24 protein-coding genes and 1 pseudogene are annotated in these 24,966 nt (G+C 66.0%); 19 read left to right on the forward strand and 6 right to left on the reverse strand.

Translation table 11 applies throughout. From position 1 onward, the window contains the following. The first annotated feature begins 108 nt into the window (after nt 1-108). Entirely contained in the window at nt 109-489 is a 381-nt protein-coding gene (locus NKJ47_RS01030; RefSeq protein WP_254459734.1) for a hypothetical protein, read from the forward strand. A gap of 83 nt (nt 490-572) precedes the next feature. Continuing rightward, nucleotides 573-1,217 carry a hypothetical protein gene (locus tag NKJ47_RS01035; protein ID WP_254459735.1) on the forward strand — a complete coding sequence of 215 codons (645 nt, stop codon included), beginning with the start codon at nt 573-575 and terminating at the stop codon, nt 1,215-1,217. Between the two features lie 55 nt (nt 1,218-1,272). Here the strand turns inward: NKJ47_RS01035 and NKJ47_RS01040 are convergent. Together NKJ47_RS01040 and NKJ47_RS01045 are read right to left on the reverse strand one after the other, a co-directional pair. After that, nucleotides 1,273-1,446, reverse strand: a pseudogene (locus NKJ47_RS01040) (IS30 family transposase); the annotation flags it as partial. Between the two features lie 21 nt (nt 1,447-1,467). Next, nucleotides 1,468-2,169, reverse strand: a complete 702-nt coding sequence (locus NKJ47_RS01045; RefSeq protein ID WP_254461296.1) for a transposase — start codon at nt 2,167-2,169, stop codon at nt 1,468-1,470. 242 nt (nt 2,170-2,411) lie between these two features. On the opposite strand from NKJ47_RS01045, the gene NKJ47_RS01050 reads away from it, so the two are divergent. From NKJ47_RS01050 to NKJ47_RS01075, 6 genes are all read left to right on the forward strand, one after another. Continuing rightward, nucleotides 2,412-3,566: a hypothetical protein gene (locus NKJ47_RS01050; protein ID WP_254459736.1), complete on the forward strand. Its 1,155-nt coding sequence runs from the start codon at nt 2,412-2,414 to the stop codon at nt 3,564-3,566. A gap of 292 nt (nt 3,567-3,858) precedes the next feature. Next, on the forward strand, nt 3,859-4,164 hold the full coding sequence (locus NKJ47_RS01055; protein ID WP_254459737.1) for a hypothetical protein: 306 nt from the start codon (nt 3,859-3,861) through the stop codon (nt 4,162-4,164). Between the two features lie 533 nt (nt 4,165-4,697). Beyond that, nucleotides 4,698-5,093 carry a hypothetical protein gene (locus NKJ47_RS01060; protein ID WP_254459738.1) on the forward strand — a complete coding sequence of 132 codons (396 nt, stop codon included), beginning with the start codon at nt 4,698-4,700 and terminating at the stop codon, nt 5,091-5,093. Between the two features lie 428 nt (nt 5,094-5,521). Further along, nucleotides 5,522-5,662 (forward strand): hypothetical protein, encoded by a 141-nt coding sequence (locus NKJ47_RS01065; RefSeq protein ID WP_254459739.1) that lies wholly within the window; start codon nt 5,522-5,524, stop codon nt 5,660-5,662. Between the two features lie 379 nt (nt 5,663-6,041). Beyond that, on the forward strand, nt 6,042-6,434 hold the full coding sequence (locus NKJ47_RS01070) for a hypothetical protein (RefSeq protein WP_254459740.1): 393 nt from the start codon (nt 6,042-6,044) through the stop codon (nt 6,432-6,434). A gap of 342 nt (nt 6,435-6,776) precedes the next feature. Next, nucleotides 6,777-7,235: a T6SS immunity protein Tdi1 domain-containing protein gene (locus NKJ47_RS01075; protein WP_254459741.1), complete on the forward strand. Its 459-nt coding sequence runs from the start codon at nt 6,777-6,779 to the stop codon at nt 7,233-7,235. 107 nt (nt 7,236-7,342) lie between these two features. On the opposite strand, the gene NKJ47_RS01080 is transcribed toward NKJ47_RS01075, so the two are convergent. Further along, nucleotides 7,343-8,020 (reverse strand): hypothetical protein, encoded by a 678-nt coding sequence (locus NKJ47_RS01080; RefSeq protein ID WP_254459742.1) that lies wholly within the window; start codon nt 8,018-8,020, stop codon nt 7,343-7,345. Nucleotides 8,021-8,561: 541 nt separating this feature from the next. On the opposite strand from NKJ47_RS01080, the gene NKJ47_RS01085 reads away from it, so the two are divergent. The 10 genes from NKJ47_RS01085 to NKJ47_RS01130 all read left to right on the forward strand — a co-directional run bounded on the left by NKJ47_RS01085 (nt 8,562) and on the right by NKJ47_RS01130 (nt 19,962). Next, on the forward strand, nt 8,562-8,888 hold the full coding sequence (locus tag NKJ47_RS01085) for a hypothetical protein (protein WP_254459743.1): 327 nt from the start codon (nt 8,562-8,564) through the stop codon (nt 8,886-8,888). Between the two features lie 131 nt (nt 8,889-9,019). Then, nucleotides 9,020-9,412 (forward strand): hypothetical protein, encoded by a 393-nt coding sequence (locus NKJ47_RS01090; RefSeq protein WP_254459744.1) that lies wholly within the window; start codon nt 9,020-9,022, stop codon nt 9,410-9,412. 111 nt (nt 9,413-9,523) lie between these two features. Beyond that, entirely contained in the window at nt 9,524-9,964 is a 441-nt protein-coding gene (locus tag NKJ47_RS01095) for a hypothetical protein (RefSeq protein WP_254459745.1), read from the forward strand. Nucleotides 9,965-10,277: 313 nt separating this feature from the next. Beyond that, the gene (locus NKJ47_RS01100; protein ID WP_254459746.1) at nt 10,278-10,760 is read left to right on the forward strand and encodes a nuclear transport factor 2 family protein; all 483 of its coding nucleotides are present in this window, start codon (nt 10,278-10,280) and stop codon (nt 10,758-10,760) included. 184 nt (nt 10,761-10,944) lie between these two features. Beyond that, nucleotides 10,945-13,323 (forward strand): TonB-dependent receptor, encoded by a 2,379-nt coding sequence (locus tag NKJ47_RS01105; protein WP_254459747.1) that lies wholly within the window; start codon nt 10,945-10,947, stop codon nt 13,321-13,323. Nucleotides 13,324-14,223: 900 nt separating this feature from the next. Next, nucleotides 14,224-16,476 carry a TonB-dependent receptor gene (locus NKJ47_RS01110; RefSeq protein WP_254461297.1) on the forward strand — a complete coding sequence of 751 codons (2,253 nt, stop codon included), beginning with the start codon at nt 14,224-14,226 and terminating at the stop codon, nt 16,474-16,476. Continuing rightward, nucleotides 16,476-16,766, forward strand: coding sequence for a hypothetical protein (locus tag NKJ47_RS01115; protein ID WP_254459748.1), 291 nt, complete (start codon nt 16,476-16,478; stop codon nt 16,764-16,766). Before NKJ47_RS01110 ends, NKJ47_RS01115 begins: the two co-directional genes overlap by 1 nt. After that, nucleotides 16,756-17,028: a hypothetical protein gene (locus NKJ47_RS01120; protein WP_254459749.1), complete on the forward strand. Its 273-nt coding sequence runs from the start codon at nt 16,756-16,758 to the stop codon at nt 17,026-17,028. Before NKJ47_RS01115 ends, NKJ47_RS01120 begins: the two co-directional genes overlap by 11 nt. Further along, nucleotides 17,025-18,578 carry a PepSY-associated TM helix domain-containing protein gene (locus NKJ47_RS01125; RefSeq protein WP_254459750.1) on the forward strand — a complete coding sequence of 518 codons (1,554 nt, stop codon included), beginning with the start codon at nt 17,025-17,027 and terminating at the stop codon, nt 18,576-18,578. The genes NKJ47_RS01120 and NKJ47_RS01125 overlap by 4 nt, the downstream gene beginning before the upstream one ends. Nucleotides 18,579-18,783: 205 nt before the next feature. Continuing rightward, nucleotides 18,784-19,962: a GGDEF domain-containing protein gene (locus tag NKJ47_RS01130; RefSeq protein ID WP_254459751.1), complete on the forward strand. Its 1,179-nt coding sequence runs from the start codon at nt 18,784-18,786 to the stop codon at nt 19,960-19,962. Between the two features lie 327 nt (nt 19,963-20,289). On the opposite strand, the gene NKJ47_RS01135 is transcribed toward NKJ47_RS01130, so the two are convergent. The 3 genes from NKJ47_RS01135 to NKJ47_RS01145 all read right to left on the reverse strand — a co-directional run bounded on the left by NKJ47_RS01135 (nt 20,290) and on the right by NKJ47_RS01145 (nt 23,672). Continuing rightward, complete coding sequence (locus NKJ47_RS01135) at nt 20,290-20,760, reverse strand: MEKHLA domain-containing protein (RefSeq protein ID WP_254459752.1); 471 nt, start codon at nt 20,758-20,760, stop codon at nt 20,290-20,292. A gap of 124 nt (nt 20,761-20,884) precedes the next feature. After that, entirely contained in the window at nt 20,885-22,540 is a 1,656-nt protein-coding gene (locus NKJ47_RS01140; protein ID WP_254459753.1) for a carboxylesterase/lipase family protein, read from the reverse strand. Between the two features lie 115 nt (nt 22,541-22,655). After that, a complete protein-coding gene (locus tag NKJ47_RS01145; RefSeq protein WP_254459754.1) occupies nt 22,656-23,672 on the reverse strand; it encodes an alpha/beta hydrolase in 1,017 nt (338 codons plus the stop codon). 440 nt (nt 23,673-24,112) lie between these two features. Between NKJ47_RS01145 and NKJ47_RS01150 the strand changes: the two genes are divergently transcribed. Next, entirely contained in the window at nt 24,113-24,937 is an 825-nt protein-coding gene (locus NKJ47_RS01150) for a 2-keto-4-pentenoate hydratase (RefSeq protein WP_254459755.1), read from the forward strand. Nucleotides 24,938-24,966: the final 29 nt, after the last annotated feature.

Below are 24,966 nucleotides of genomic sequence, written 5' to 3' on the forward strand. Positions count from 1 at the left end.
GAATGGTTTATACGCCGTTTTCGCTTTTCTAAAAATGCACTCTGACCACGATTTTATTTACGCCGCGTTTAGGTGGTCCAAGAGTAGTTAGTGCTCAGGAGGAAAGACATGCGCGACGGAATTCTTGAGCTATTCGTAAAGTTCTCGGAGTATGATGAGAATCCAATCGAGTCTGCTGTTACGCTCATTGTTGGCGGTTTCTTAGTGTCCGGGCATATCATCAGCAAAGAGAAGTTCATTGAGATCAATCCTGTGACCGCTTGGATAAAAGAGATCGGAGCCAAGCAGGAGGAAGAGAATGAAGAACCTGACGATGCATCTAAGCCAGACGACGACGGAAAGCGCCGATACATCCATCTTCGCGATGCGCAATACTTCTCTCCCGGGCAGCCTCCCATCCCAGGTACCGGTTATGTATCGTGTCGTATCAAGCTATCTGATGTTGCCGGTTTCCATTTTGGCTATCTGGCTACGTCGCCAGAGGGCTAACAGTTTATTCAAGCCGACGCCGCTTCGCGGTGCGGCTTAATTCAGGCATTAGGCGGCAACCATACATTCAGTGGAGTTTTGAGATGAAAAAGCGTTTTGCTGCCATAGCAGCTATCTTTGGTGTTGCTGCTCTCGTTGTCGCCTACCGGGTCACCAATACAACCACGGCCGGATTCCTGTCAGGACTGGCTGGAAACTTACTATCTTTAGCACTCGGAATATTGATAGTAAATCTCTATCTTGAGAATAAGTCGAAGAGATCGGCGGTACTCGCCTTACTCAGTGTTACGCAGCACCATGTCGCCGCATTTCACAATCACTGGATCAGCACGTGCTGGGCGCACTTCGGAAAGGACCGCTTTGGGCAAATCGCGAAAGAATACTTGGGATCGGGCGGCAAACCTATTGCGTTGAGCGAGGCCACGAGGAAAGAGATATACCATCTCTATAATGGCGACCAAACAATGCAGAAGTACCTACTGAATCTTGATGAATCCCTCACCGAGCTTTCAAGACTTGCGGGCTGGAGCTTAAATCCAGATATTCTGGAAGCATCTCTAAAAACACGACTTTCAATCTCTCAACTCCGCGAAATCAGCTTGAATGATTCTCCCGATGCGTACACACAAGTGACAGAGCATTTGCTTGATACAGATATCAGTTGTGGCATTGTTCTAAAGTCGCTGATGGACGTGGCAGGTGTGCAATTCAAAGACATTGCCGCCTAACAATACATTCAAGCCGACGCCGCTTCGCGGCGCCGCTTAATCCAGGTGTTATCCCTCACACGGCGCAGTTATGGCACAACGCTTCGTCGGGGGTCTTCCACCCCAGTGTCTGATGCGGCTTGCCGTTGAGTAGGCGGGCGATGTCGTTGAGCATGGTCTGGCTGACCAATGACAGGTCCGCGCCCTTGGGCAGGAACTTGCGCAGCAGGCGGTTGGCGGTTTCATTGCTGGATAACGGAGTTAGGTTGACTTATTCATTGATCGTGGTGGGTTTGCGTGGCCGATGGGCTGGCCTTACACCAGCGAAGCGGCCAGTCTTGGCCTCGACCATGCCGTGAAACGCATCGTGGCCGAGAGCCCGCTGTTGCTGAAGGTGAATGCGGATGTCGGCAAGCAGTTCGTCGCTTAGGACTTCATCAAGCAAGGCGCGATAAGCGCTGGATCGCTCGGCTGAATCATTCCCCAGAGCGGGCCAGGAAGGGTGGGGCGTTAGTGTCGAGTGTTCCCGCTGACCGAGATTAGCCGCGCAACTGGACCAGCGATACGTGGTCGGATCGTCTATGAGACGAGCGCGTACCGGGTTGAGTTCGATGTAGCGATAGCAGCGCAACACGTAGTCGGCACTGTCCACAGGGCATGACGTGTAGCGCCCTTCCCAGAGCGTGCCGGTACGGCCGTGACGTCCATTGAAGATGGCCACATAGTGACGACCGAGTCGCTGCATTAGCTGTCCGATCCTTCCAGCCTCCGGCGGCGTGGCGAGCAGGTGCACATGGTTGTCCATCAGGACGTAGGCATGTAGCTGGCAGCCGGTGGCATGCAGGGCACCACGCAGGAGGTGCAGATAGCGCCTGCGGTCGCCGTCATCCAGAAAACAGGGAAGGCGATTATTGCCGCGCTGTACGATATGCTGTGGTATGCCAGGAAGATCAAGGCGAGGAAGGCGAGCCATGCCGACGAGCGTGGTCACCGATCGCGATCACCGACATCGAGCAAGCTCCGTGACTATTGTCAGGCATCGAAGTGTCGGCCTGTAGGAAGTGAACCTGACCCCATTCTAGGTTGCTGGCAGAAGCAAGGACCCACCGATGTTTTGGCCTAATTGACGGCGCTCATTGATTCAGTGAGGATTGCACTATTCCGCTTTTAGGCGGTGCAATAGTAGTTAGAACTGCGTCATCCAATCGAGGCCTCATGAACGTAGCGTTCCTCTTCAATTCAGATCATCCTGACTTGGGAAGCTGCTACGGCGGCCGGGTAATGGACTTGATTTTAGGTTCGAATATCCTACAGGGTGAGTCCCGCCCGATGCGAGTTTCCGTGGGGGACATCCTCACTTTCAGTCAAAGTAAAGACCGGACTTATGATGCTCTCGAGAAACTATGTCGCAATGTGTATGTACCCATATCATTCGATCGGCTGAAAAAGCCTCAATTGGAGGTGACATACAATACTGCGACTGTCTACTGCTGGTTGTTTCAGAACATGACGCAGGCAGTAGCGGAAAAGCTCAACCATAAGTTGCAAACTAATGAATTTTATTTAGGCTGCATGGATGTGATTTTTTCTAGGCCGCTTCATCTGCAGCTATTCCGAAACAGCTTGATCGAGACGTACAGGCTGACGGGCAGAAGGTGCGCCATCTTCTATGATATGGATCATAACGAAGAACCCGATACTTGCTTGAAGAAGTCATTTGAACGAGAGGGATTTGAAGTTGAGTACGAGGACCAAGGTGCTCGTCGGACAATTTTCGACAATTATGACTCTCTAGAGCATTTCAAGCGGGTAGAGTCATTTAAGTTCTTCTGCTCCAAGCTACCTGCCCTAAGCGATGATGATGCGTCGGCAATTGCGCATAGCTTGGAGGAGCTTCATCCAAAACTGTTTGACGCATTAGCAGCAGCGGCGCGAACACTAGAACGAGCTGAGACTGAAGAAGACTATGCTCAAGCAGCTCTTTCGGGTAGACGGATGCTCGAACGAACAGCAGACGCTCTGTTTCCTCCTCAAGAGGCTGACTGGAACGGGCGCAAAGTCGGTCCCGCTCAATACAAAAATCGCCTTTGGGCGTACATTGAAAAAGCTATTTCTAGCGTCGACACACCAGCTGATCGCCTGAAGATACTTGGAAAGGAGGCAGACCGCCTTATCGAGCTTTTCAACTCAGGACTTCATTCCAGCCCAACTCGGGAGAAGGTTGAGCTAGCATTCCGCGATCTCGTTATCTGGCTTTCTTCTGTTATCGATATAAACCCGGCAATGGCTCGAGACCCATATCAGCCTTACGGGTTAGAAATTGACTCGTTTATGAGGTCAATCCTCGCCGAGACTGACGGCAAGATCTAACGATTCAATCAAGCCGCGCCACTTCGTGGTACGGCCTAGTTCAGGCGTTACCCTCCAGGAAATCTGAGCCAATTCCGCCCTTCGCAAGAACAGTTTGAGTTAGCTACTGTTCTTGGCTTAGACCTCAGTGTCGATACATCTGATGTGGCTGCGACTCGCTTGCCCAGTTGAGCGGGTGGTGCATCAAGCGAAGTCCTAGCCAGAAAGCACGCTGTTGTGCGCAATGAACCGACAGGTCTACTCTAATCCAGCTGTTTGGTTGATCACATTAGGGGGTGTGATGAAGTGTGGAATGCTTTCTTTGGTCCTGCTGGCGGGTCTTGTGGCATGTCAATCCGCACCCTCGCCGCGGCCGGCCGTCGCACATGGGGACGGCGCGTCGCCGGACCATCCCGTCGATCTGTCCGCGGCGCATAGCGAAGGCGCCGGCATCGCGGCGCAACGCACATGGCTCGATCAGCACTACCCCGGCGCGCGCATCAAATCGCAGTCCCTGTTGTTCGAGCCATCGGCCATGGACCTCATCACGATCGTGTTGCCCTCCGGCGAGGAGCGCGAGGTCTACTTCGACATTTCGTCCTACTTTGGGAAGTGGTGAGCGGCGCTAATGGATGTCATGCAGGCATCTGTGATCGGACTCCTTGCGCTGGTTGCGTGCGCCGGCCCTGCCTTCGTCGTGGCGATTGTCTTCCCTCCCGCCTGGCGTTGTGGCTGTCCCTGTTCACATCGACCACGACCTTTCTCTGTCTGCTTTGCGTCGACTGGTTCCTGTGGGATGGGTTGGGACCGGACGCGGTCACATCGCATGGGATGGAGGCGGCCTCGCGTGTCGCCGTCAGTGCCTGGTTTCCGGCGTTGTGTTGGGTGCTCCTCAACGGTTCGGCCTATCTTGTCTATCGATGGAGACGTAGGAAACGTGCCGTAGCCGCCCCGTCATTTGAAATGCGATCCGAATGAAGCAGGGCCGATACGTTTTCGAACTAGATAGAGGAAGTAGTGGCGCACCGGAACGAAAGGACTACGCCAGTCCCCCAAGCCCGGCGAAGATGACGGCTGCTCGCGAACGGAGCTCCTGTGCGATGATGCAACATCACTTCTACCGTATCGCAGAGCGACCTAGGCACCTACGGCATGCTGCGACGTATCCAAACTCTTGGAGCCGCGATCATCGTGGCGTGTGTCGTCGGATTCACGCTCCTCGGCTACTCGCCGATGCCGTGCGCCTGCGAGACACCATGGCAGTTGGTGTATGCCGCTTCCGGCTTGCCGGTCGATCGCCCCTATCGGACCTATGACGCGGCGCAGTTGCAGCATGGCCTTGACCGCCATCTTGCGGGATCGACCGTCGTCGGTTCGAGCGACTACTTCTTCGACGCCTGCCAGGAAACGGCGCCCCGGCGGTGGCGATGCGTCATCGCCACCGAAGAATCGCTGCTGCGAAAGTCGGGCTACGTGATAGAGATGGACACGGACGCGGACGGACGGCTCGAACGCACCCATGTAACGACCTACTCGGCGTGGCGCTAGCCGCCAGTCCCCCAATGTACGCAGCCGGCAGCGCGCTGGAAGGGCACTCAACCATGGGGTACGGTTAATCCATACCTACCTCGCATCGCACTACAATGTAGCGCAGCGTTTGGATGGACAGGAGCGACATGAGCAAGCTAATTGGGGGCAGAGTGCACTTTCTCGTCTGCGAGACCTTTAAAAGATCATTCTGACCAGGTTTTCCCTGACCTTGGTTTTCCGACCGACCCTGGTTTTTCGCTTCGCCGAATTCAATTAGGACGCCGCCGACCATGTTGTGTATTAAGGCAACCCTTATCGCGGGATCCGCTCACGAGAAATTCCATGCAGGGGAGCATGTAGGAGCCGTCCTGTTCGCGGCGACGATGTCCCTCGAGCAAGCAGAAGATATGCTTGTGCCTATGTTGGCGGCTCGAGGTTGGGCCACGATGACCATCGAGCGCTATAAGGAAGTTCACGAGATCGAGGCGGTGAACGACCCGCTGCTGCGCGAAGCATTCCTCGATGCCGAAGCATCAGGAAGCGGCTATGTCATATTCCCCGAGAAGCCGGGCAGCACATTAGGCTGATTGACGGCGCTCGATAGCTCGGCGAGGATCTTCGACCGCCGTATTATCGGTCCAATAGCAGTTGACGCCCATGCCACGACATCTTGCTCTTTTACTGCCTTTGCTCTTTGCGGCATCGAATGTTGCGAACGCCAGGTGTCTACCAGGTCAGCCGGCGACGGCTCGGCTCACTGGCGTCCTTGAGCGCGTCACGTTCCCAGGAATTTCTGGTAAGCAAAGCTTTTTCCAATTGTGGCATCCGGAGGAAGACGATCCAAAATGGCCATTAATCACAACGTTGATGCTGCCAGATGTAGTTGCATGAATACATGCCACTTCCTTCTTTAATCAGGCACTAGCAGTTATTCGCATTGAACGCTCCCTTGCGGCGTTCACTCACATGGTTCATCTCGGTCCTTACAAAGAAGGTGAAATCCAATTTCGTGCTATGCAGTCTCTGGAGGCATTTTATTGCGATGGCATAGGTGATCTACGTAAGCAGCTGGCTGAAAAATCCGCTCTTTGGGTTGGCTGTTGGGAAGAACCAAAGAATATTGTGGGTCACCTGTATGACATGCGATCAAAATTTGTCCATGGAGGTGCCAAGCTCCCGCACTGGAAGGATATTCTTGATCCTTGGGAGGAAGATGAGAAGCATATGTGCTCTTTTGAGCGCGCGGTAATACTAGCAACGAGATCGGTTGTAGCAACACTTCAGCCTTACATTACCGACAAGGTTTACAATATTGAGCGTTATATGCGCTCAGGACATCTTAAATGTATCTGCCTCTAACGGTCCCATGACCACATTCCAATACCAACCCCGCTGGAAAGAAGAACTCGTCTGCATTGGGCCGGGTGGGCGAGTTCGTGCTGGACTTCCCGATGGGCGTGCCGACGGTCTACGTGCCCACCGCGCATGCCTGGGCGTAGAGTACACCTGCATGGGCGCGCGATTTGTGGCCGGTGTTCAAGGCCGAGCTGGAAGCCTGGTGCCAAGCGGCTGACGTGCAGTTCTTTCTGGATGGATCGGCCAGGTGTTACGGAGCCAGCACCAAGGCCTAGGTGAACACGGTGACAGCAGGCGGACGCGCGTGGCTTGGTATCCTGGCGCGCCATTGCAGCAAGGTCTCCAATGAGCCAGAGTGCAGAGCGCGCTGACGCGACTAACGTCCCGCTGTATCACCTGATCACGCCGAAATCGCACGAGGTGCTCGGCCCGTGGGCGGACGCGTTCCCGGCGTATACCGTCGTGGTCGGCTACTCGAGTCTCGGCCACTTCTTTCTGCATGATCCAACCAGCCAGGATTACGCGGTGCTGCATCCGTTCAAGGCCGCGGGCAAGTTATATGGCGCGCACGCCTCCACTGCGGTGTTCGAGGCGGCCATCCTGCGCGATGCGGGCTTCGAGGAGTACGTGTTGCGCGGCGACCACGTCCGCGCGATCGCTGCGCGTCTTGGCCCGTTGAAGCCCGGGCAGATCTATATCCCGCAACCCTATCCGACGCTAGGCGGAACGGAAGCACCCGAGACCTATGACAAGGGCGATGTGTGGGTCTTTGCGGAGCTTGTCGCGCAAAGCGTGGGTCTGTGACGCAAACTGGAATCACGCCGCGGGACGCGATCTTCTAAGTGAGAACCCGGGCGGCACCACATCGCCGCCCGGATCACACGCAACGCGAGAACCGCAGAGGCCGCGCCTTAGTGCTTCGCCGCATTGCGCCGGTACACGCCATTGAAGCTGACATTGGCGCCGCCGCACTGCAGGTTGTCCGAGACCACCAGCAGGTCGCCGACCAGCTGCAGGCGGACCTTGCAGTCGTCCTCGCTGAGTTCCAGCCGATTGCCTTCCGGAAAGCCGCGTGCGGTGACGGCGCCGAGGTTCGGGCCGCCGGGCCTTTCCTCGGGGCTCGGGTTGGCGCTTGGCCAGTAGGCATCGCCGTTGGCAGTGAGGGTGCCGTCGCCGTTGGCGAGCAGCTGAAGCTCGTTGTCGCCGTCGTGCCAGTGGCCGACCCAGGCCTGCGGCTTCGGTGCGGCGGTCGCCGGCAGTGGCTGCACGCTCGACGCCGCCACCCAGCCGGCGCTGCCGCCGACCTTGTTGGGGTAGAACGCGCAAACGAAGCCGCCCTGGCGCTGCGCCAGGATCACTGTGTCGTCCTTGACCACATAGGCGCGCTGCCGGCATGCGGCCTCGCCCTTGGCCGGGCAGCCGTCGTCGTCGTTGAGCAGGTACAGGCGCGGCACTACGACCTTGGCGAGCGAGAACTTGGCCGTGCTCATGGGGAAGCCGCCATTGCGGCACATCGCCGCGTCCTCGTCCGGTGCCGCGTGGGCCAGTGCGGGAATCGCCAGCAAGGCGAGCAGCCAGGTCGTGTGCATCGGAGTCGCTCCAAAGGTGGGGCAACAGTGTGGGCCAATGGGGGTGAACCGGTGGCGAGCGAGTTGGTGACCGAGGACGTGTCGGGCCTTATCCGACCTCTACGCTGCGGAGTGTAGTGTTGGCCTCGCTCGATACTGCTGCTTCTGCATGTTCGAGGCAGTGACCAAGCCGGAGAAAACGATGCGGGTCGTGTTCGAGCTGTTCCGTGGAAAGGACCCCACTTGGTATCTCAACGACGCGATCTGCGTGCGGTTCTATCCGTGATGCGAGCAGCGCCGCCCGATCATCCGTTCGAGCCGAATCTGGAGCCGGAGCCCGAGCAAACACCATGAGGCTGTGCCGCCGCCGCGTCGCAATGACTGCTTCAGTGCTGCAGCGACGGTCGACCTTCTTGATATCCTCACCGGCCTCCCGGATCCGTCGAACAGCCGCCCTGCTTGCCGGCGCATGGCGGCGCGTGATGAAGCACCGCGTGCTCGCCCTCGCGGTCACCCCGCTCCCCGCCGGCTGGGTGCTGCCGCTGTGGTGCGGCGTGGAGACGTGGCTGACGTTCTGGCAACGCCAGGCGGGGCGCTGCTGCAGCATGGTCTTCCCGGCGACTCCTTCCCCTACCCGACCTTCGATTCGACCTGCTTCAAGGTCGCCAGCGTGTGGCTCGCCGTCGCCGTCAGCCTCTGGGCGTTCTCGGCACGCGTGCCTGTCTACGCCGGAGCCGACGAGTTGTCATGCACGCGTGCTGCAATCGATCTGGCCCGTTGCGGCGCGGCTGTATCCGGTTCCGGCAGGCTGGCGCTGCGAGCGACGCACGCGCCGCGTCCGCGTGCCGCAGGCGACTGCGCCGGACGCACCGGGCCGCATGACGTGTGACGCCGCTGTCCACCTGGACCGACGTGCGTGCGTTTACCCTCCGGGACTGCGCATCCGCGCCTGCATGCCGTCACGCATGCCGCGCCGATGCGCGCGTCCGCCATCCGATCGCTAGAGAGCTAAGCTACCGCATGCATCCTGTCATCCACTTCCGCTCCCGCCTGCTCGAGGTGAGCGCCGAGCCGGAGAATCCGATCAATCCGATCCACGGCAGCTCGCTGCTGGACTGGCTGCGCGTGCGCGTCGGCGACGCCATGGTGCTGTCCGAACCGGACCCGGAGGATTGGGGCTGGGCCTCCGAGGCGGAATGCCAGGGGCGCACCTACCTGGTCGGCGCCTATGCCGAGGAGGAGGTCGACGGCAACCATACCTGGATGCTGCAGATCGAGAAGCAGCGTTCGTTCTGGGAGCGCCTGCTCGGCCGGCATGCGATGCGCGACGACGATCCGTGCTTTGTCCGGTTGCATGCGCTGATCGCCGCCGAACCGCGGTTCACCGACCTGGTGGTGGAGCGCGAACGCTGAGGACCGCTGCGGTCTCGTGGCAACGCTGAGTGGCGTGCTGTCGCCGACTGCAGCACACGCGTCATCGCACTTGGGTATGCTCGGCGGCCCCTCTCCGTCCGCGTTGCCACGATGCCGATCCGCTCCCTGTCGCTGTTCCCGTTGCTGCTGATCGGCACTGCGCCCGAGCTGATGGCGGCGCCCAGGCACTGCCTGCCGTATGGGCCGACCCAGGTCACCTTGTCCGGTACCCTGGCGCCGTCTTCCACTGACACCGCCTCGCCTACTGCGCCGCACTCGCACACGCACGCCGATGCCGGCGCGGCAGCGACCCAGGAAGAGGTGCTGATCCTGCCGCAGCCGCTATGCGTGGCGGCGTCGGCAGACGGGCAACAGCCGCGGCATGAGCAAGTGCGCCGACTGCGGTTGGCGGTCACCGCGGACCAGGCGGCGCATCTGCGGGAGGAAGGCGCCGGCCAGGTGGTGCGGGTCACCGGAACACTGGCGCATGCGCCGACCGGCCCGGATGCACCGCCGCTGCGCCTGACCGTGCTCGGTGTGGACAGCGATTGAAGAGCCGGACGGACAGAGGCATTTGCTGCGACTCAATGGCATGTGTCGTCGCTGCGTAGGAACGGCTTCAGCCGCGACGGGTGTTCCCGGTAAAGCCTGTCACGGCCGAAGCCGCTCCTACGTGGGGGCCTCTTGCCGTGAGGTGGAGGCTCGGTGAGACCGGATGTTTCTGTTGCCCAGGCCCAGCTGGTTCTGCGCCCACGCTGGCCGCCGGCGCGCTCGGGGAAGCGCTCGCATTGACGGCGCGCAGCGGCTAACCGAGGATCGCCATGCCGCGCCTGGCGGCCCAAGGGATCCGCGATCCATGAGGGGAATGCGTTTTCTGTGCGCGGTGGGCCTGTGGCTGGGCGCGTTCGCCGCCGCCGCGGGCGAGCCGCCGGCACGCACGGTCCAGGCGTTCTATGCGTGGGCGATCGCGCCGGAGCAGGGCAACGGCGACGTTGCGCAGGTGCGGCATCTGCTGGGGCGGGAATTGTTCGCGGCGCTGGAGGCGCAGCGCGCCTACGAGGCGGCCTGCGCCAGGCTGGTCCCGGCCGACGTCAAGCCGCACATGCTGGACCAGAGCCCCTTCTTCCTGTGGCCGGACCAGCCCACCGCGTTGGTCTCGACGACCGCACAGGTCGAGGGCGACACCGCGCGGGTGCGCGCCCGCCTGGCCGTCGATGGCCTGCAGTGGACGGACACGGTGATGCTGGGTCGCCAGGACGATCGCTGGGTGATCCTCGACATCGTCTGGCAGGAAGGCACGCTGACCCAGCGCCTGGCCGCATTCGCGGCGCAGCGCTGCACGCCGTGAGGTCGCCGGCGCAGACGAGAGAACGGATGGCCTACCTGTAGGAACAGCCATCGCGCCGTCATTGCAATGGCGATGCAACACGAACGACATATCGTGCCGCGCTGCGCCACAGTCTGGCGCATGCCGTCGCGTGCTGCTGCGCAAGCCGAACGGACTCGATTTCGCGCGCTCACAAGGACACGACATGCTGCATTCCCATCTCTCCCCGCGGCCGCTGACCGCGCGCGCCGCGCCGGCCCGTACCCGCCTGGCGCAGGCCTGCGCCGCCCTGCTGCTGGCCTCGATTGCCGGCGCTGCCGCCGCGCAGGACAGCGCGCCGTCGCTGGCCGGCAGCGCGTCCCGCCCGGCCAACGCCGCGGGTACCGGCGACGCGGCGACCTCGCTGGACACCATCATCGTCACCGCCGAGCACCGCGAGCAGAACCTGCAGGAGGTGCCGGTGTCGGTGGGCGTGGTGCAGGGCGAGGCGATGCGCGACTTCACCGCCGGCGGCGACGACACGCTGCTGGCGCTGTCCGGCCGCGTGCCCAGTTTCTATGCCGAAACCACCACCGGCCGCATCTTCCCGCGCTTCTACATCCGCGGCCTGGGCAACATCGACTTCTACCTCGGCGCCTCGCAGCCGGTGTCGATCATCCAGGACGACGTGGTGCTGGAGCACGTGGTGCTGAAGTCCAACCCGGTCTATGACCTGGACCAGTTGGAAGTGCTGCGCGGCCCGCAAGGTTCGCTGTTCGGTCGCAACACCACCGCCGGCATCGTCAAGTTCGACAGCATCAAGCCCAGCGACGACTACACCGGCCGGGTCACCGCCAGCTACGGCAGCGACAACACCGTCTCGGTCGACGGCGGCATCGGCGGCCCAATCAACGACGTGCTGTCGTTCCGTGTGTCCACGCTGTACCAGCACCGCGACAACTGGGTGGACAACACGTTCCCGGGGCCCAGCGACGACGGCACGGTTACCCCGAAGAAGGATGCGATGGGTGGCTACGACGACCGCAACGCGCGCCTGCAGCTGCTGCTGAAGCCGAGCGAGCATTTCTCGCTGCTGGGCGCGTTCCACACCCGCGACTACGACGGCACCTCCACCCTGTTCCTGCGCGGCGCGCTGACCAAGGGCTCCAACAAGGTCGACGTGCCGCGCGACCAGGTGGCCTACGACGAGGCCCACGACAACCCGCAGGCGTACAGGACCCACGGCGCCTCGCTGAAGGCGATCTACGACTTCGGCGGCGTATCGCTGACCTCGATCAGCGCCTACGAGACCACCTCCGGCTACAGCCGTGGCGACACCGACGGCGGCGCCGCGGCCAACTTCCCGGTCAACGGCGTGCCCAACGGCTACGGCCAGTCGATGGGCCAGGTGCGCGACCTGGACCAGTACACCCAGGAACTGCGCCTGGCCAGCGAAGGCGACGCCCCGCTGCAGTGGCAGGCCGGCGCGTTCTACTTCGACGGCAAGGACACCACCGATTTCTACCAGCGCGCCTACTTCCTGCAGACCGCCGCGCACAATCCCAACAACTGGGTGCGCCTGCACAACAGCAACACTTCCTGGGCCGGCTTCGGCCAGCTGACCTACGCGGTTACCGACGCGCTGACCCTGACCGCCGGCGTACGCCAGACCCGCGACAGCAAGGAGACCAGGCTGCTCAAGACCGCCGACACCGCCGCCGGCGTGGTCACCTACAAGGGCCGCCGCGACGTGCGCTTGGCCGACACCCAGCCGAGCTGGGACCTGAGCGCGATGTATGCGATCAACCCGAACGTCAACGTCTACGCGAAGGTCGCCCGCGGTTTCCGCGGCCCGACCATCCAGGGCCGTTCGGCGGTGTTCAACTCCGACTTCACCACCGCCGACTCGGAAACCATCCTGTCGTGGGAAGCCGGCATCAAGAGCAACCTGTTCGACAACCGCCTGCGCCTGAACGTCACCGGCTTCACCTACACCGTCGACGACATCCAGCTCAACGGCAACGACGCCAACGGCAACGGCGTGCTGTTCAACGCCGACAAGGCCAAGGCCTACGGCATGGAGGCGGACCTGGACTGGCGCCCGATCCCCAACCTGTCGCTGACCGCCGGCCTGAGCCTGCTGCACAGCGAGATCCAGGACAAGCGCGTCTATGCACAGGTGTGCGGCCTGAACGGCGTGGTGGTGTGCACGGTGAAGGATCCGACGATCCGCATCGGCAACAACACCTTCGCCCAGATCGACGGCAACCCGCTGCCGAACGCGCCCAAGTACAACGTCAACCTGGCCGCGCGCTACGACATCCCGGTCAACGATGGTGGCGCGTTCTTCGTCGCCACCGACTGGAACAAGCAGGGCTACACCAGCTTCGTGCTGTACGACTCCACCGAGTTCACCTCCAACGGCAACTTCGAAGGCGGCCTGAAGCTGGGCTACACCGGCGACTATGGCGCATGGGAAGTGGCCGCATTCGCCCGCAACATCACCAACGAGAAGAACCTCAAGGGCGTGATCGAGAACTACATGGCGGCCGTGTACAACGAACCGCGTATCGTCGGCGTCTCGTTCAACCTGCACTGGCACTGATCGCAGGCATCGCAGCACACCGCGCCGGCAGCGCAGGCCGGTGCCAGCAGGCGGGAGGGCGATGGTCCTTCCGCCCGTTTGCGTTTGGTAGGAGCACGTTGCCGTCGCTGTGACCATAGCCGTTGCCGTTGCCATCGCGGTTATTGCTGTCGCTGTTGCCTTGGCCGTTGCTCTGCTTTGGTTTGGCTGTTGTTTCGGCTTTTGACTTATCGGGTTCCCTTACGAAGCGGCGGCCAGCTCGGGGAAAAACCCCGAAGGGGCGGCGCACAGGGATGTGCGCCGTCCGCGGCAGGGGCAGGATGCCCCTTCCGCGGATCCCCGGGCTGGACGCGGACCCGGAGCGCGCAGCGCGGAGGGCGCGAAGGCAGGGTGTGCTTTCTTTTGGTTACTTTTCTTTGCACAAGCAAAGAAAAGTAACTCGCCCGCAAGGGCGAAAGCCTTTGCTGTTGCTTCAAGCATGAGTGCCGGACAAGAAGAACTGTAGAAGCGGCTTCAGCCGCGACGCGCGACGCGCCAGCCTCGCTAGTCCCCTGGGACGATCGCCTCCCGCATTGCGGCAGCCGCCGGTCGCTGCGTCGGGACTGAAGTCCTTCCCACAACACGTGTCTGCGCGTGACGCATACGTTGGCGCGATGCCCACTCGTAGGAGCGGCTTCAGCCGCGACGGGCTCTACCGGGAATGCCCATCGTGGCTGAAGCCGCCCCTATGGGTTCCGGATCCCCGCGCAAACCTGCCGCTCATCCCAAATCCCGTGGCGGCGCCGTTCACGCTCTGCTAAAGTCCGCGCCCAGCGCTGCCGGGTCCGGCAGCCGGGCACAGCCGCCGCCATGCCTTCATCCGTGAGTCTTTCGGGGGAATGGTGCATGCGCGTCGCGCGATCGATGTTGTCCTTGTCTGTGATGTCCGTGGTGCTGGGCTGGGCGTCGCCAACGCGCGCAGCCGACGGCGAGGCCGCGCCTCCCCCCGATCCCACCACCCTCGACCAGATCGTCGTCACCGGCGAGAAGAGCGGCCGCAGCGTGCAGGACACGACCAGCTCGGTCGCCGTCACCACCGAGGCGCGCATCGAGCAGGAGAACCTGCAGAACGCCTACGAGGTGTTCAACCGCACCGCCAACATGGCGCAGACCTACGGCGATGCCGGCTTCAGCATCCGCGGCATCCGCAACATCGACGGCGGCAGCGATGCGCCGCTGGCCACCATCTACCTGGACGGCGCCGCCCTGCCGTGGAAGGCGATCAGCTGGGCGCCGCTGAGCCTGTGGGACCTGCAGCAGGTGGAGGTCCTGCGCGGCCCGCAGTCCACCCTGCAGGGCGAGAACGCCCTGGCCGGTGCCATCGTCCTGCGCACCGCCGAGCCGACCATGGACTGGCAGGGCAAGCTGCGGGTGCTGGCCTCCGATCCGTCCGACCGCAGCCTGGCCGGCGCGGTCGGCGGCCCGATCGTCGCCGACGAACTGGCGTTCCGCGCCTCGGTGGAGCAGCGCAGCTTCGATGGCTACACCTGGAACCTCACCCGCCAGGCCGCCGACGACGCGCAGGTCTCGGCGATCTACCGCGGCAAGCTGCTGTGGACGCCATCGGCGATCGCCGGGCTGAAGGTGCAACTGGGCTACACCCGCTCGCACCGCACCGGCCCGTACATGTACACCTACGTGCGCACCGACCTGCCCGATTACTTCGAACACCGCTACGCCACCAACAACACCCCGGACCGCACCCGCAGCGACAGCGACATCGTCACCCTGCAGGCCGACTACGCGCTCTCCGATGCCTGGTCGCTGTCCTCGGTCAGCGCCTGGAACAAGGTCACCTCGTCGAGCATGTGGGACATGGACCATGGCCCGGACAACGCCGGCTACGCGCAGCGCCAGCTCGACGACACCACCGCCTCGCAGGAGCTACGCCTGCACTACGCCGGCGCCGCGGTGCAGGGCCTGCTCGGCGCGTACTGGGCGCGGCACGTGGAAGACAACGACGCGCAACTGCTGAACAACGTCGCCACGCCGACCACGACCATTGCCGGCCTGCTGCGCAGCGCCGGCTTCCCGACCGCCACCGCCACCGCGATCGCCACCCGCTACGCGCAGGTCCTGCCGGTGATTCCGGTCGACTACGTCAGCGCCAGCCCGACCCGCTCCAGCAACCGCGCGCTGTTCGCCGACGGCCAGTGGCAGGTCGGCCGCGGGTTCTCGCTGCTGGGCGGGCTGCGCTACGACCGCCAGCGCTACGCGATGGCCTCCGACACCACCGCCGCCTTCGCCGGCCGCTATCCCGACCCGGCCGCCTTCGCCGCCAGCGGCACCGCGCTGTACCGGGCGATCGCCGCGATCAACCAGGGCGTGGCCGGCATCGTGCGCTCGGCCAACGGCGAGGTGGCCTGGAACACGCGCGACTTCGACGCGCTGCTGCCCAAGCTCGGCGTGCGCTACGACTGGAACCCGGACCTGTCGAGCAGCCTGGTGGTGCAGCGCGGCTACCGCTCCGGCGGCTCCAGCTTCAACTCGGCGCGCAGCCAGGCCTTCCCCTACGACCCGGAATACACCTGGAACTACGAGGCCTCGCTGCGCTCGCAGTGGCTGGACCGGCGCCTGACCCTCAACGCCAACGCCTACTACATCGACTGGAAGGACAAGCAGACCACCGCCTACTTCGGCCTCAACAGCTTCGACTACAACACCGTCAACGCCGGCCGCGCGCATCTGTACGGGGCCGAGCTGGAGGCCAGCCACCGCCCCAACGAAGCGTTCGACTGGTACGGCTCGCTGGGCTATGCGCGCACCCGCTACGACAGCTTCGCCACCATCGCCGGCGCCTCGGTCATCGACTACGCCGGCCGCGAGTTCGCCTACGCGCCGCACTGGACCGCGGCGCTGGGCGCCAACTGGCGCTTCGCCGAGGGCTGGCTGGCCAACCTCAACGCGAGTTTCCGCGACCGCGTGTACACCGACATCGGGGCCGGCGCCGTGCAACTGGCCTCGCGCACCGTGGTCAACGCCAAGTTCGGCTACGAAAACCTGGACTGGAGCGCGTGGATCTTCGCCAACAACCTGCTCGACCGGAACTACGTGCAGTATCGCTGGGCCACCGATCCGGTCGCCATCCTGGGCGCGCCGCGCGTGGTCGGCATCGGCTTCGAGGCGCGCTGGTGATGACCGCCCTCGCCACCGCCGGCTATCTGCTGGCCGCCGCGCTGGCGGCGCTGGCGTTCTACCTGGCCACCGCGCACCAGCGGCTGCGCCCGGCCTGGCGCCGGCATGCGCGCGCGCTGCGCGTGGCCGGCACGCTGCTGTGCGTGGCGGCGCTGGGCGCGGCGATCGCCGCGCTGGGCATGTGGGCCGGCGTCTTCACCGCGCTGAGCGCGACGATGCTGGCGGCGGTGGCCTTGCCCTACCTGGATGCCTGGCGGCAACTGCGCGGAGGCGACGCCGATGTGGGCTAGGTGGCTGGCGGCGATCGTGCTGGGCCTGCCGCTGGCGGTGGGCGCGATCGGCCTGTGCGTGCTGCTGTGGCCGGGCGATCTACAGGTGCATACGCTGCCGTGGCTGTTGCTGGTGTTCCCGGCATGGGTCGGCACGATGTCGCTGGCCTTCGTGTTCCGCAGCGGCGCGCGCGCCTGGCTGTGGCTGGGCGCGGCGACCGCACTGTGCTACGCCGCGCTGTTCCTGCTCAAGGCCGCCCATCTCGTGCAGGTGACGCCATGAAGGCCGCCACGCTGCGCCAGTTCCTGTCGGCGCACAGCTGGATGGGCCTGCTCGCCGGCATGGCCTTGTTCATCGCCTTCTACGTCGGGGCGATCAACGTGTTCACCCACGACCTGGAGCAGTGGCCGCGGCCGCCGGCGGCGCATGCGCTGGCCCCGACGCTGTCGCCGGAACAGGCCGCGCAGGCACTGGCCGACGTGGTGCTGGCGCGGCATCCGGCGCTGGCCGAGTCCTACACGCTGATGCTGCCGGGCGAGGGCCGCACGTTGCCGCAGTTCTATGCGTTCGGGCCGGCCGCGCAGCAGGCCTTCGGCGGCATCGTGCAGTTCCAGCCCGGGGCCGATGGGCAACCGCTGCAACTGCCGCAGCGCAGCGGCTTCGTCGATTTCCTGTACGACCTGCATTTCACCGCCGGCCTGCCGCGTACCTTCGGCACCTACCTGTTCGGCGTGGTCTGCCTGCTGTACGGGCTGGCGCTGGTCAGCGGCGTGGTGCTGTACGCGCCGGTGCTGCTCAAGGACCTGTTCGCGCTGCGCCGCGGCCGCAACGTCAAGCGCCTGTGGCAGGACGCGCACAACGCCATCGGCATGCTGTCGCTGCCGTTCCACGTGATCTTCGCCTGGTCCGGCGCGGTGCTGACCCTGGGCGTGCTGCTGCTGGCGCCGTTCCAGTACCTGGTGTTCGACGGCAAGCTGATGCAGGTGCTGCAGCCGGACTTCGAACTGGCCCCGCACGTGCAGCCCGCGCACGTGCCTGCGCCGATGCTGCCGGTGGCGGAGCTGGTGGCGCGGGCGCGCGCGGCCAACCCCGGCTTCGTGCCGGAGAGCCTGTCCTTCCACGATGCCGGCGACGCCAACGCGCAGGTGGAGCTGTACGGCCACCAGGACCAGCGGCGGCTCAACACGCTCGCCGGCGTGGCGCTGCGGGCGGCCGACGGCAAGGTGCTGCGGGTGCTGTCGCCGCAGAGCATGTCGCCGGGCGTGGCCGCGCTGCGCGGCCTGCAGACCCTGCACTTCGGCAACTACGGGCGCTGGCCGCTGCAGTGGCTGTACTTCCTGCTCGGGCTCGGCGGCGCCTTCCTGTTCTACAGCGGCAACCTGCTGTGGGTGGAAGCGCGGCGCAAGCGCCGCCAGCACGCGCAGCCGCGGCGCACCCACGTCATGGCGCGGCTCACCACCGGCGTGTGCCTGGGCTGCGTGGCCGGGGTGTCGGCGCTGTTCGTGGCCGCGCGGCTGCTGCCGCCGGGCATGGAACGCGGCGCGTACTACGCCGTGTTCGCGCTCGGCGTGGCCTGGGCACTGCTGCGTCCCACCGCCCGCGGCGCCTACGAGTTGCTGCTGGCCTGCGCGGCGCTGACCGCGCTGGTGCCGCTGGCCGGATTGCGTGGCGCCGCCGGCTGGGTGGCGCCGTGGAGCAGCGGCACGCTGCTGGCGATCGATGCCTGTGCGCTGGCGCTGGCCTGGGCCTACTGGCAGATGGCGCGCGCCGCCTATCGCCGCGGCCAGGGTGGCGATCCGCACAGCGTGTGGGCGTTCCCGCCGCCGCGCTGACGCGCGGGAGGCGAGGCCAGGCCGGTGGCGCGTATGGCACCGCTGTCACGCAACCGGTCATCCCGAAAGTGGACAATCGCGCGCCGGTGCTTTTTCATGGTCTCGACGTAGGCACCGCAGCGTTCGCGCGAAACGGGTTCGAGTGACAGGATGTGATGTGACCTGTTACGCGTTTCGCACTGCGCTGCCGTCGACAGGGGACTGCATGCACGAGCGTTACCAGGAGCCACACGACGCGCCGTCGGGCGAGGCTTACGCGGCGCAACTGCGCAAGGGGTTCGCCGCGCTGCGGTTCGACCCTCCGCTGGAACGGGCGTACCGCCACTACACCGCCGCCACGCTGGGCTTCGCGCAGCGCGTGGCGGCCTCGCTGGGCGTATTGATCGCGCTGCTGCTGTTGGGCTGGGACGCGGTGCATTTCGGCTGGCGCGGCGGTGGTGGCCTGCTCGGCTATGCGGTGGCGGTGCGCGCGGCGACGCTGCTGGCGCTGCTGTGGGTGGCGGCCGCGATCCACCGCGCCGACACGCACGGCCCCGGCCGTGCAGCGCTGCTGCTGCTGGTCGGCGGCACCGGGCTGGTGCTGTCGAGCATCGGCTATCCGCCACAGGAACTGCGCTACGCCGCCGCGGTGATGACCCTGGTGCTGGTGGCCGGCTTCTTTCCGCTGGGCCTGGCGCTGTGGCAGAGCGTGGCGGTGGCGCTGCTGCTGTGCGCGATCAGCGCCGCCGCCGGCCACCTGTTGCTGGACGGCGCGGCGCGGGACGCCTACCTGCGCCTGCAGTGGCTGCTGTGGACGGCGGTACCGGTCGGCGCGGTCGGCGGCTACCTGCGCGAGCACTCGCGCCGCGAAGGCTTCCTGCAGCGCCGGGTGCGCGACGACGAGGCCTTGCGCGATGCGCTCACCGGGCTGGGCGACCGCCGCCGCTTCGACGAACACCTGGCGGTGGCGCTGGCCGAGCGCCGGCGCCTGCAGCGCGGCCTGGCGCTGATCCTGGTCGAACTGGACGGCTTCGCCGCGCTGGTGCAGCGCAGCGGCGCCGCTGCCGCCGACCGTGCGGTGCTGGAGGTGGCCGAGGCCATGCAATGCCTGCTGCGGCCGCTGGACGTGGCCATGCGCATCGGGGCCGATCGTTTCGCGCTGGTGCTGTACGACGCCAGCGGCGCGCACCTGCGGCAGGTGGCGCCGGCGCTGCGCGACATGGTCGAGGTGATGGCGATCGCGCAGGACGCGGCGGACGCGGCGGCGCTGACGGTCAGCGTCGGTGCGCTGCTGGCCGCGCCGGAGGACACCCCGGCCACGCTGATGCAGCGCGCCGAGGCGCTGCTGGACTCAGCGCGTGCCGTCGGCAACCGGGTGGTGCTGGCCGAGGACACCGGCTGGTAGGCATGCGGCGACCGCCATGTACCGGTACGGCCATGGCGGGCGGCGACGATGCCCTGCGCACGTTGCGGGCAGGGGCGGATGTGCTTGGCCGTTTGGTGCGGCGCAGGCTCGTTACGCCGCGCGCAACGCCGTGCGTTCCGCCGCGCCAGGCAGTGGCGGATCCGTGTGCGTCGTGCGCAGCGCGCCGCAGTGCAAGTCCCTCTCACCACGGCCCGGCCGACGCCTCGATGCGCGCTCCACGGTTGTAGGAGCGGCTTCAGCCGCGACAGGGGTTACCGGCAATGCGCGTCGCCGCGAAGCCGTTCCCACGAGGCACGTTGCCTGCCGCTACGCCAGCACCACCGTATGCCGAGGGCTGGGCCAGAACAGCGCGGCCTGGCCCCACCCGGCGCTGCTGCCGAAGCCCAACTGCCAGACTTCGCCATCGTGGATCACGAAGCGGTTTCCCTGCTTGTCCACCCGCTGCCCGCTGTAGCCATCGGCAATGCCGCGCTGGGCGACCGCATCGAGCAGCCGCTGCCGTTCGGCGCGGTTGGCCGGGGCTGCACTCAGCCGCGACGGCAGTGCGAGCATCTCGTCCTCGCTGTACTTGAAGCAGCGCAAGGCGCAGCGATTGGCGTAGAAGAACACCGGGTCGGCGCTGGCGTCATGCGCCAGGATGGCGTACGGCGCCTGCGCATGCAGCCAGTGGTAGCGGTCGGCGACGGCGTCGGGGCAATACAGGCCACGACCGCTGAGCGCGCGGTAGCAGTCGTCGATGCGCGCGAGCAGGGTCGTCTGCGGTGCGGAAGGCGGCATGGTGGCGGTCTGGCAGCCTGCGGGAGCCCGCATTGTCGCGGATACGCACGCTCGCGGACGTGACCCCGGCCCTGGTCTGCGCCTGCGCCACGCCGGTGACGGCGCGGCCCCGTGGCGCAGGCGCTCAGAACGTCCCGCGCTGCACGAACGGCACCTGCGCATAGAGCCGGCGTTCGCCGCCGCGCGGGTCGTGCGCCAGGCGGCTGTCGGTGTCGAACAGCAGGGTCTCGCGTTGGGCCAGCGAATACGGGTCCCAGCGCGGCAGGCCGGCGTGGTTGGGGTCGCCGTGGCGGGCGAAGGCGAGCAGCGCCGCGCTCATCGCATCGGCCATGCGCTGCGCGTCGGCGCCGTCGCCGGTGCGCGAACCGGGTTGGCGGATGTTGTCGAACACCAGCGGAATGTCCAGGGTGTGGAAGGCGCCGAACTTGCCGCCGTCCAGCGGCGAGCCCCAGTCGAGCTGGTAGACCCAGGTCGGCGCGCCCTGCCGCGCCCGCGCCTCGGCTTCCTCCACCGCGCCGCGCCAGGAACGGCCGGCGGTGGTGGCGGCGAAGAACACTTCGCTCGGCGTGTAGTGCGGATACAGCCGCCGGTACTCGGCGATCACCACCTGCGGCGACAGGTCCACGTACTGTTCCTGCGCCAGCTTGTCCGGCAGGGCGTCCCAGCTCAGCGCGAAGTTGGCCGGATCGTGGCCGAGGAAGGCACGGGTCTCGTCGCGGGTGTTGCCGATCACCAACGGGATGCGCGCCGACTGCGGCGGCGCGTCCGGCCAGAACGGATGCCGGTGCAGCACCTGCGCATCCAGCACCGGGCCCAGGTACAGCGCGGCGGTCTCGGCGCGCGAGGGGTCGGGCGTGCGCGTGGCCTCGAGCAGGCGCTGCAGCGGCAGCGTGCGCAGCGCGTCCAGTTGCGTTGGTTCCAGCTGCAGGGCCTGCAGCAGCAGCTGCGCACGCTGGCTGGCCGCACGCGGCCCGGCGGCGGTGACCTGCTGCCCGCTCATGGTCCAGGCGCGGTGGAACAGGCCCTGCGCGGCCGGCATCGCCATCAGCGTGGCGATCTTGGCGCCGCCGCCGGATTGGCCGAACACGGTGACGTTGCCGGCATCGCCGCCGAACTCGGCCGCGTGCGCGCGCACCCAGTGCAGCGCCTGCACCAGGTCGAGCTGGCCGACGTTGCCGGAGGCGGCATAGGCCGGCCCGCCGAACGGCGCCAGGTACAGGTAGCCGAAGGCGTTGAGGCGATGATTGACGCTGACCACCACCACGTCGCCGCGCTGGCACAGGCGCACGCCGTCGTACAGCGGGTCGCTGCCGGAGCCGTTGTTGTAGGCGCCGCCGTGGATATAGACCAGGATCGGGCGGCGCGCGCCATCGCGCAGGCCCGGGGTCCAGACGTTGAGGAACAGGCAGTCCTCGCTGACCGGCTCGGCCCCCCGCTGCGGCGCCGACGCGGCGTAGGCGCCGCAGTCGCGCACGCCGTGCCAGGGCCGCTCCTGCAGCGCCGGCTGGAAGCGGCGTGGTGCGGTGTCGGCGCCGTAGGGAATGCCCTTGAACGCCAGCACGCCCTGCTCGCGCACGCCGCGGATGCGGCCGCTGCGGGTGCGCGCCAGCGGCGCCGTTGGCGTCGGCGCCGCCGCGGTCGCGAACCCGGGCAGCGCGCCGCTCACCGCCAGCGCGCCGAGCGCGCCGTCGCGCAGGAAGCGGCGCCGGCTGCGGTCGTCGGGAGCGGCCGCGGCGGATACGGCGGTGTGCGAGCCGGGCAGGTGGGGACGGGCGGTCATGCGTGGACGGACTCCTGACGAGGCGATCGGGGACGCGTGTGCGGCGTGGCGACGCGGCGGCCACCGGCGATGCGATCGCGTGGCGGGGCACGCAGCGGCGCGCAGGCCACGTGGCTCACTTCCCCTCCGCTGGCGGCGGGATCGGCGCGCGGGCGCGCGGATCGTCCTGCACGTTGCGCATCCAGCTCAGCGCCAGCTGCGGCCAGGCCGCCAACGGCAGGCCGGCGATGCCGCGGACGCCGAAGCCATGGCCGCCGTGCGCGAACAGGTGCAGCTCGGCCGGTATCCCCGCCTGGCGCAGCGCCTGGTAGAACAGCAGGCTGTTCTCCACCGACACCACCGGGTCGTCCTGCGCCTGCACCAGGAAGGTCGGCGGCATGCCGGCGTGCACGCGGTTCTGCAGCGAGTAGGCGGCCATGGTCGCCGCATCCGGGTGGCGGCCGAGCAGCCGCAGCCGCGAGCCGGTGTGCGCCGCGGTGCCGCTGCCCATGTCGATGACCGGGTACAGCAGCAGCAGGAAGTCCGGCCGCGCGCTGACCCGGTCGACCGCATCGCGGGCCGGATACACCGGGTCGTCGTAGCGGGTGCCGAGGCTGGCGGCGACGTGGCCGCCGGCGGAGAAGCCGATCGCGCCGATGCGGTGCGGGTCCACGCCGTAGTCGGCGGCATGCGCGCGGATCAGGCGCAGCGCGCGCTGTGCGTCGGCCAGCGGCTGGTCGCGCGCCGCGGCGTTGCCGTCGGCAGCGGCGTCCGGTAGCCGGTAGCGCAGCAGGAACAGGGTGATACCCCCCTGTTCGGCGAAGATCGGTTCCAGCGCCGTGCCTTCCTTGTCCAGTACCAGGCGTGCATAGCCGCCGCCGGGCGCCACCAGCAGCGCGCTGCCGTTCGGGTGCTTCGGCCGGTACACCACCAAGTAGGGCTGGTAGCGGCCGCTGAGCGCACGATCGGGCAGGGCCGGGTCGTCGCTGCGTTCGACCAGATGCGGTTGCTCGGGGCCGGCCGCCGACCCCGGTGCCGGACCGGACCACAGCGGCAGCCGCGCCGCCAGCTCGGCGGCGCTCTCGCTGGCCGGGCGCTCGGCCGCCGCGGTCGGGCCGAGGGCACCCAGCAACAGCCCCAGCGCCGCCAGCAAGGCGATGCCAGGCCGGGACCGGCGCCTGCCGCAGGGCGTGGGCAGGGCGCCGGCGGGGCGTAGGCGGAGGAGATGGTGTTGGGCCGACATCGTCGAGATCTCGTGGTGGGTGGAAGAAGCCCGCGCGGCGCGCATGGCCGGCGCGGCCGGTGGCCTCCAGTGTGCGCGCGGCCTGCGCCAACGCATGACGCTGTATTGCTGTTGCTGTTGCTGTTGCTGTTGCTGTTGCCGCTGCCGCCTCCCGATTCCCGATTCCCGATTCCCGATTCCCGATTCCCGATTCCCGATTCCCGATTCCCGATTCCCGATTCCCGATTCCCGATTCCCAGCCCCAATGCCGCACCGCACATTGCCAATGACACCGGTTTACCATATACAACGGCGCAGCGCGCTGTCGATGCGCGGCGCAGCAATTCCGATCCTCCACCTTCCTTGCGGAGATGCCCTTGAGCCTTCCTTCCGGCCCGTCGCAGACGCCACCGCCCGCGTTGGCCGACATCGCGGCCCGTTTCGTCCAGGCCCGCCGCCAGGGGCGCGCACTGCCCGATTTCCCCGGCGTCATCCCGGACGATCTGGAGACCGCCTATCGCGTGCAGGACCTGGCGATCGCGCAATGGCCGGACCGCGTGGTCGGCTGGAAGGTCGGCTACATCGCCCCCGAGCGCCGCGACCATTCCGGGGACGAGCGCCTGCTGGGCCCGATCTTCGCCGCTGCGCTGTGGAATGCCACCGGTGGAACAACGGACATCCCGGTGTTCGACGGCGGCTTTGGCGCGGTCGAGGCCGAGTACGTGCTGCGCCTGGATGCGGACGCGCCCGCCGACCAGCTGCACTGGACCGCGCAGCAGGCCGCGCAGGTGCCGGCGACGCTGTTCGTCGGGGTCGAGGTGGCGAGCAGCCCGCTGGCCACGATCAACCAGCTCGGGCCGCGCGTGGTGATCTCCGATTTCGGCAACAACAACGGCCTGCTGCTGGGGCCGCAGGTGCCGGACTGGACCGCGCTGGACGAGGCCGCGCTGCGCGCCGAGACCTGGATCGAGGGCCAGTGCGTAGGCACGGGCGGCGCCACGCTGCTGCCAGGAGGGCTGCGTGCGGCGTTCGCGTTCGCGCTGGCGCGATCGGCCCGGCGCGGGCGCCCGCTGCGCCGCGGCGAGCTGATCGCCACCGGCAACGCCACCGGCATCCACGACATCGCCATCGGCCAGCAGGCGACGATCCGCTTCGACGGCTACGGCGAACTTCATTGCAGGGCGGTCGCGGCCTAGGCTGCGCGCTGACCACGACGCGCGGGAGG

The organism is Xanthomonas sacchari, from assembly GCF_024266585.1.
Classification (GTDB): Bacteria; Pseudomonadota; Gammaproteobacteria; order Xanthomonadales; family Xanthomonadaceae; genus Xanthomonas_A; species Xanthomonas_A sacchari_C.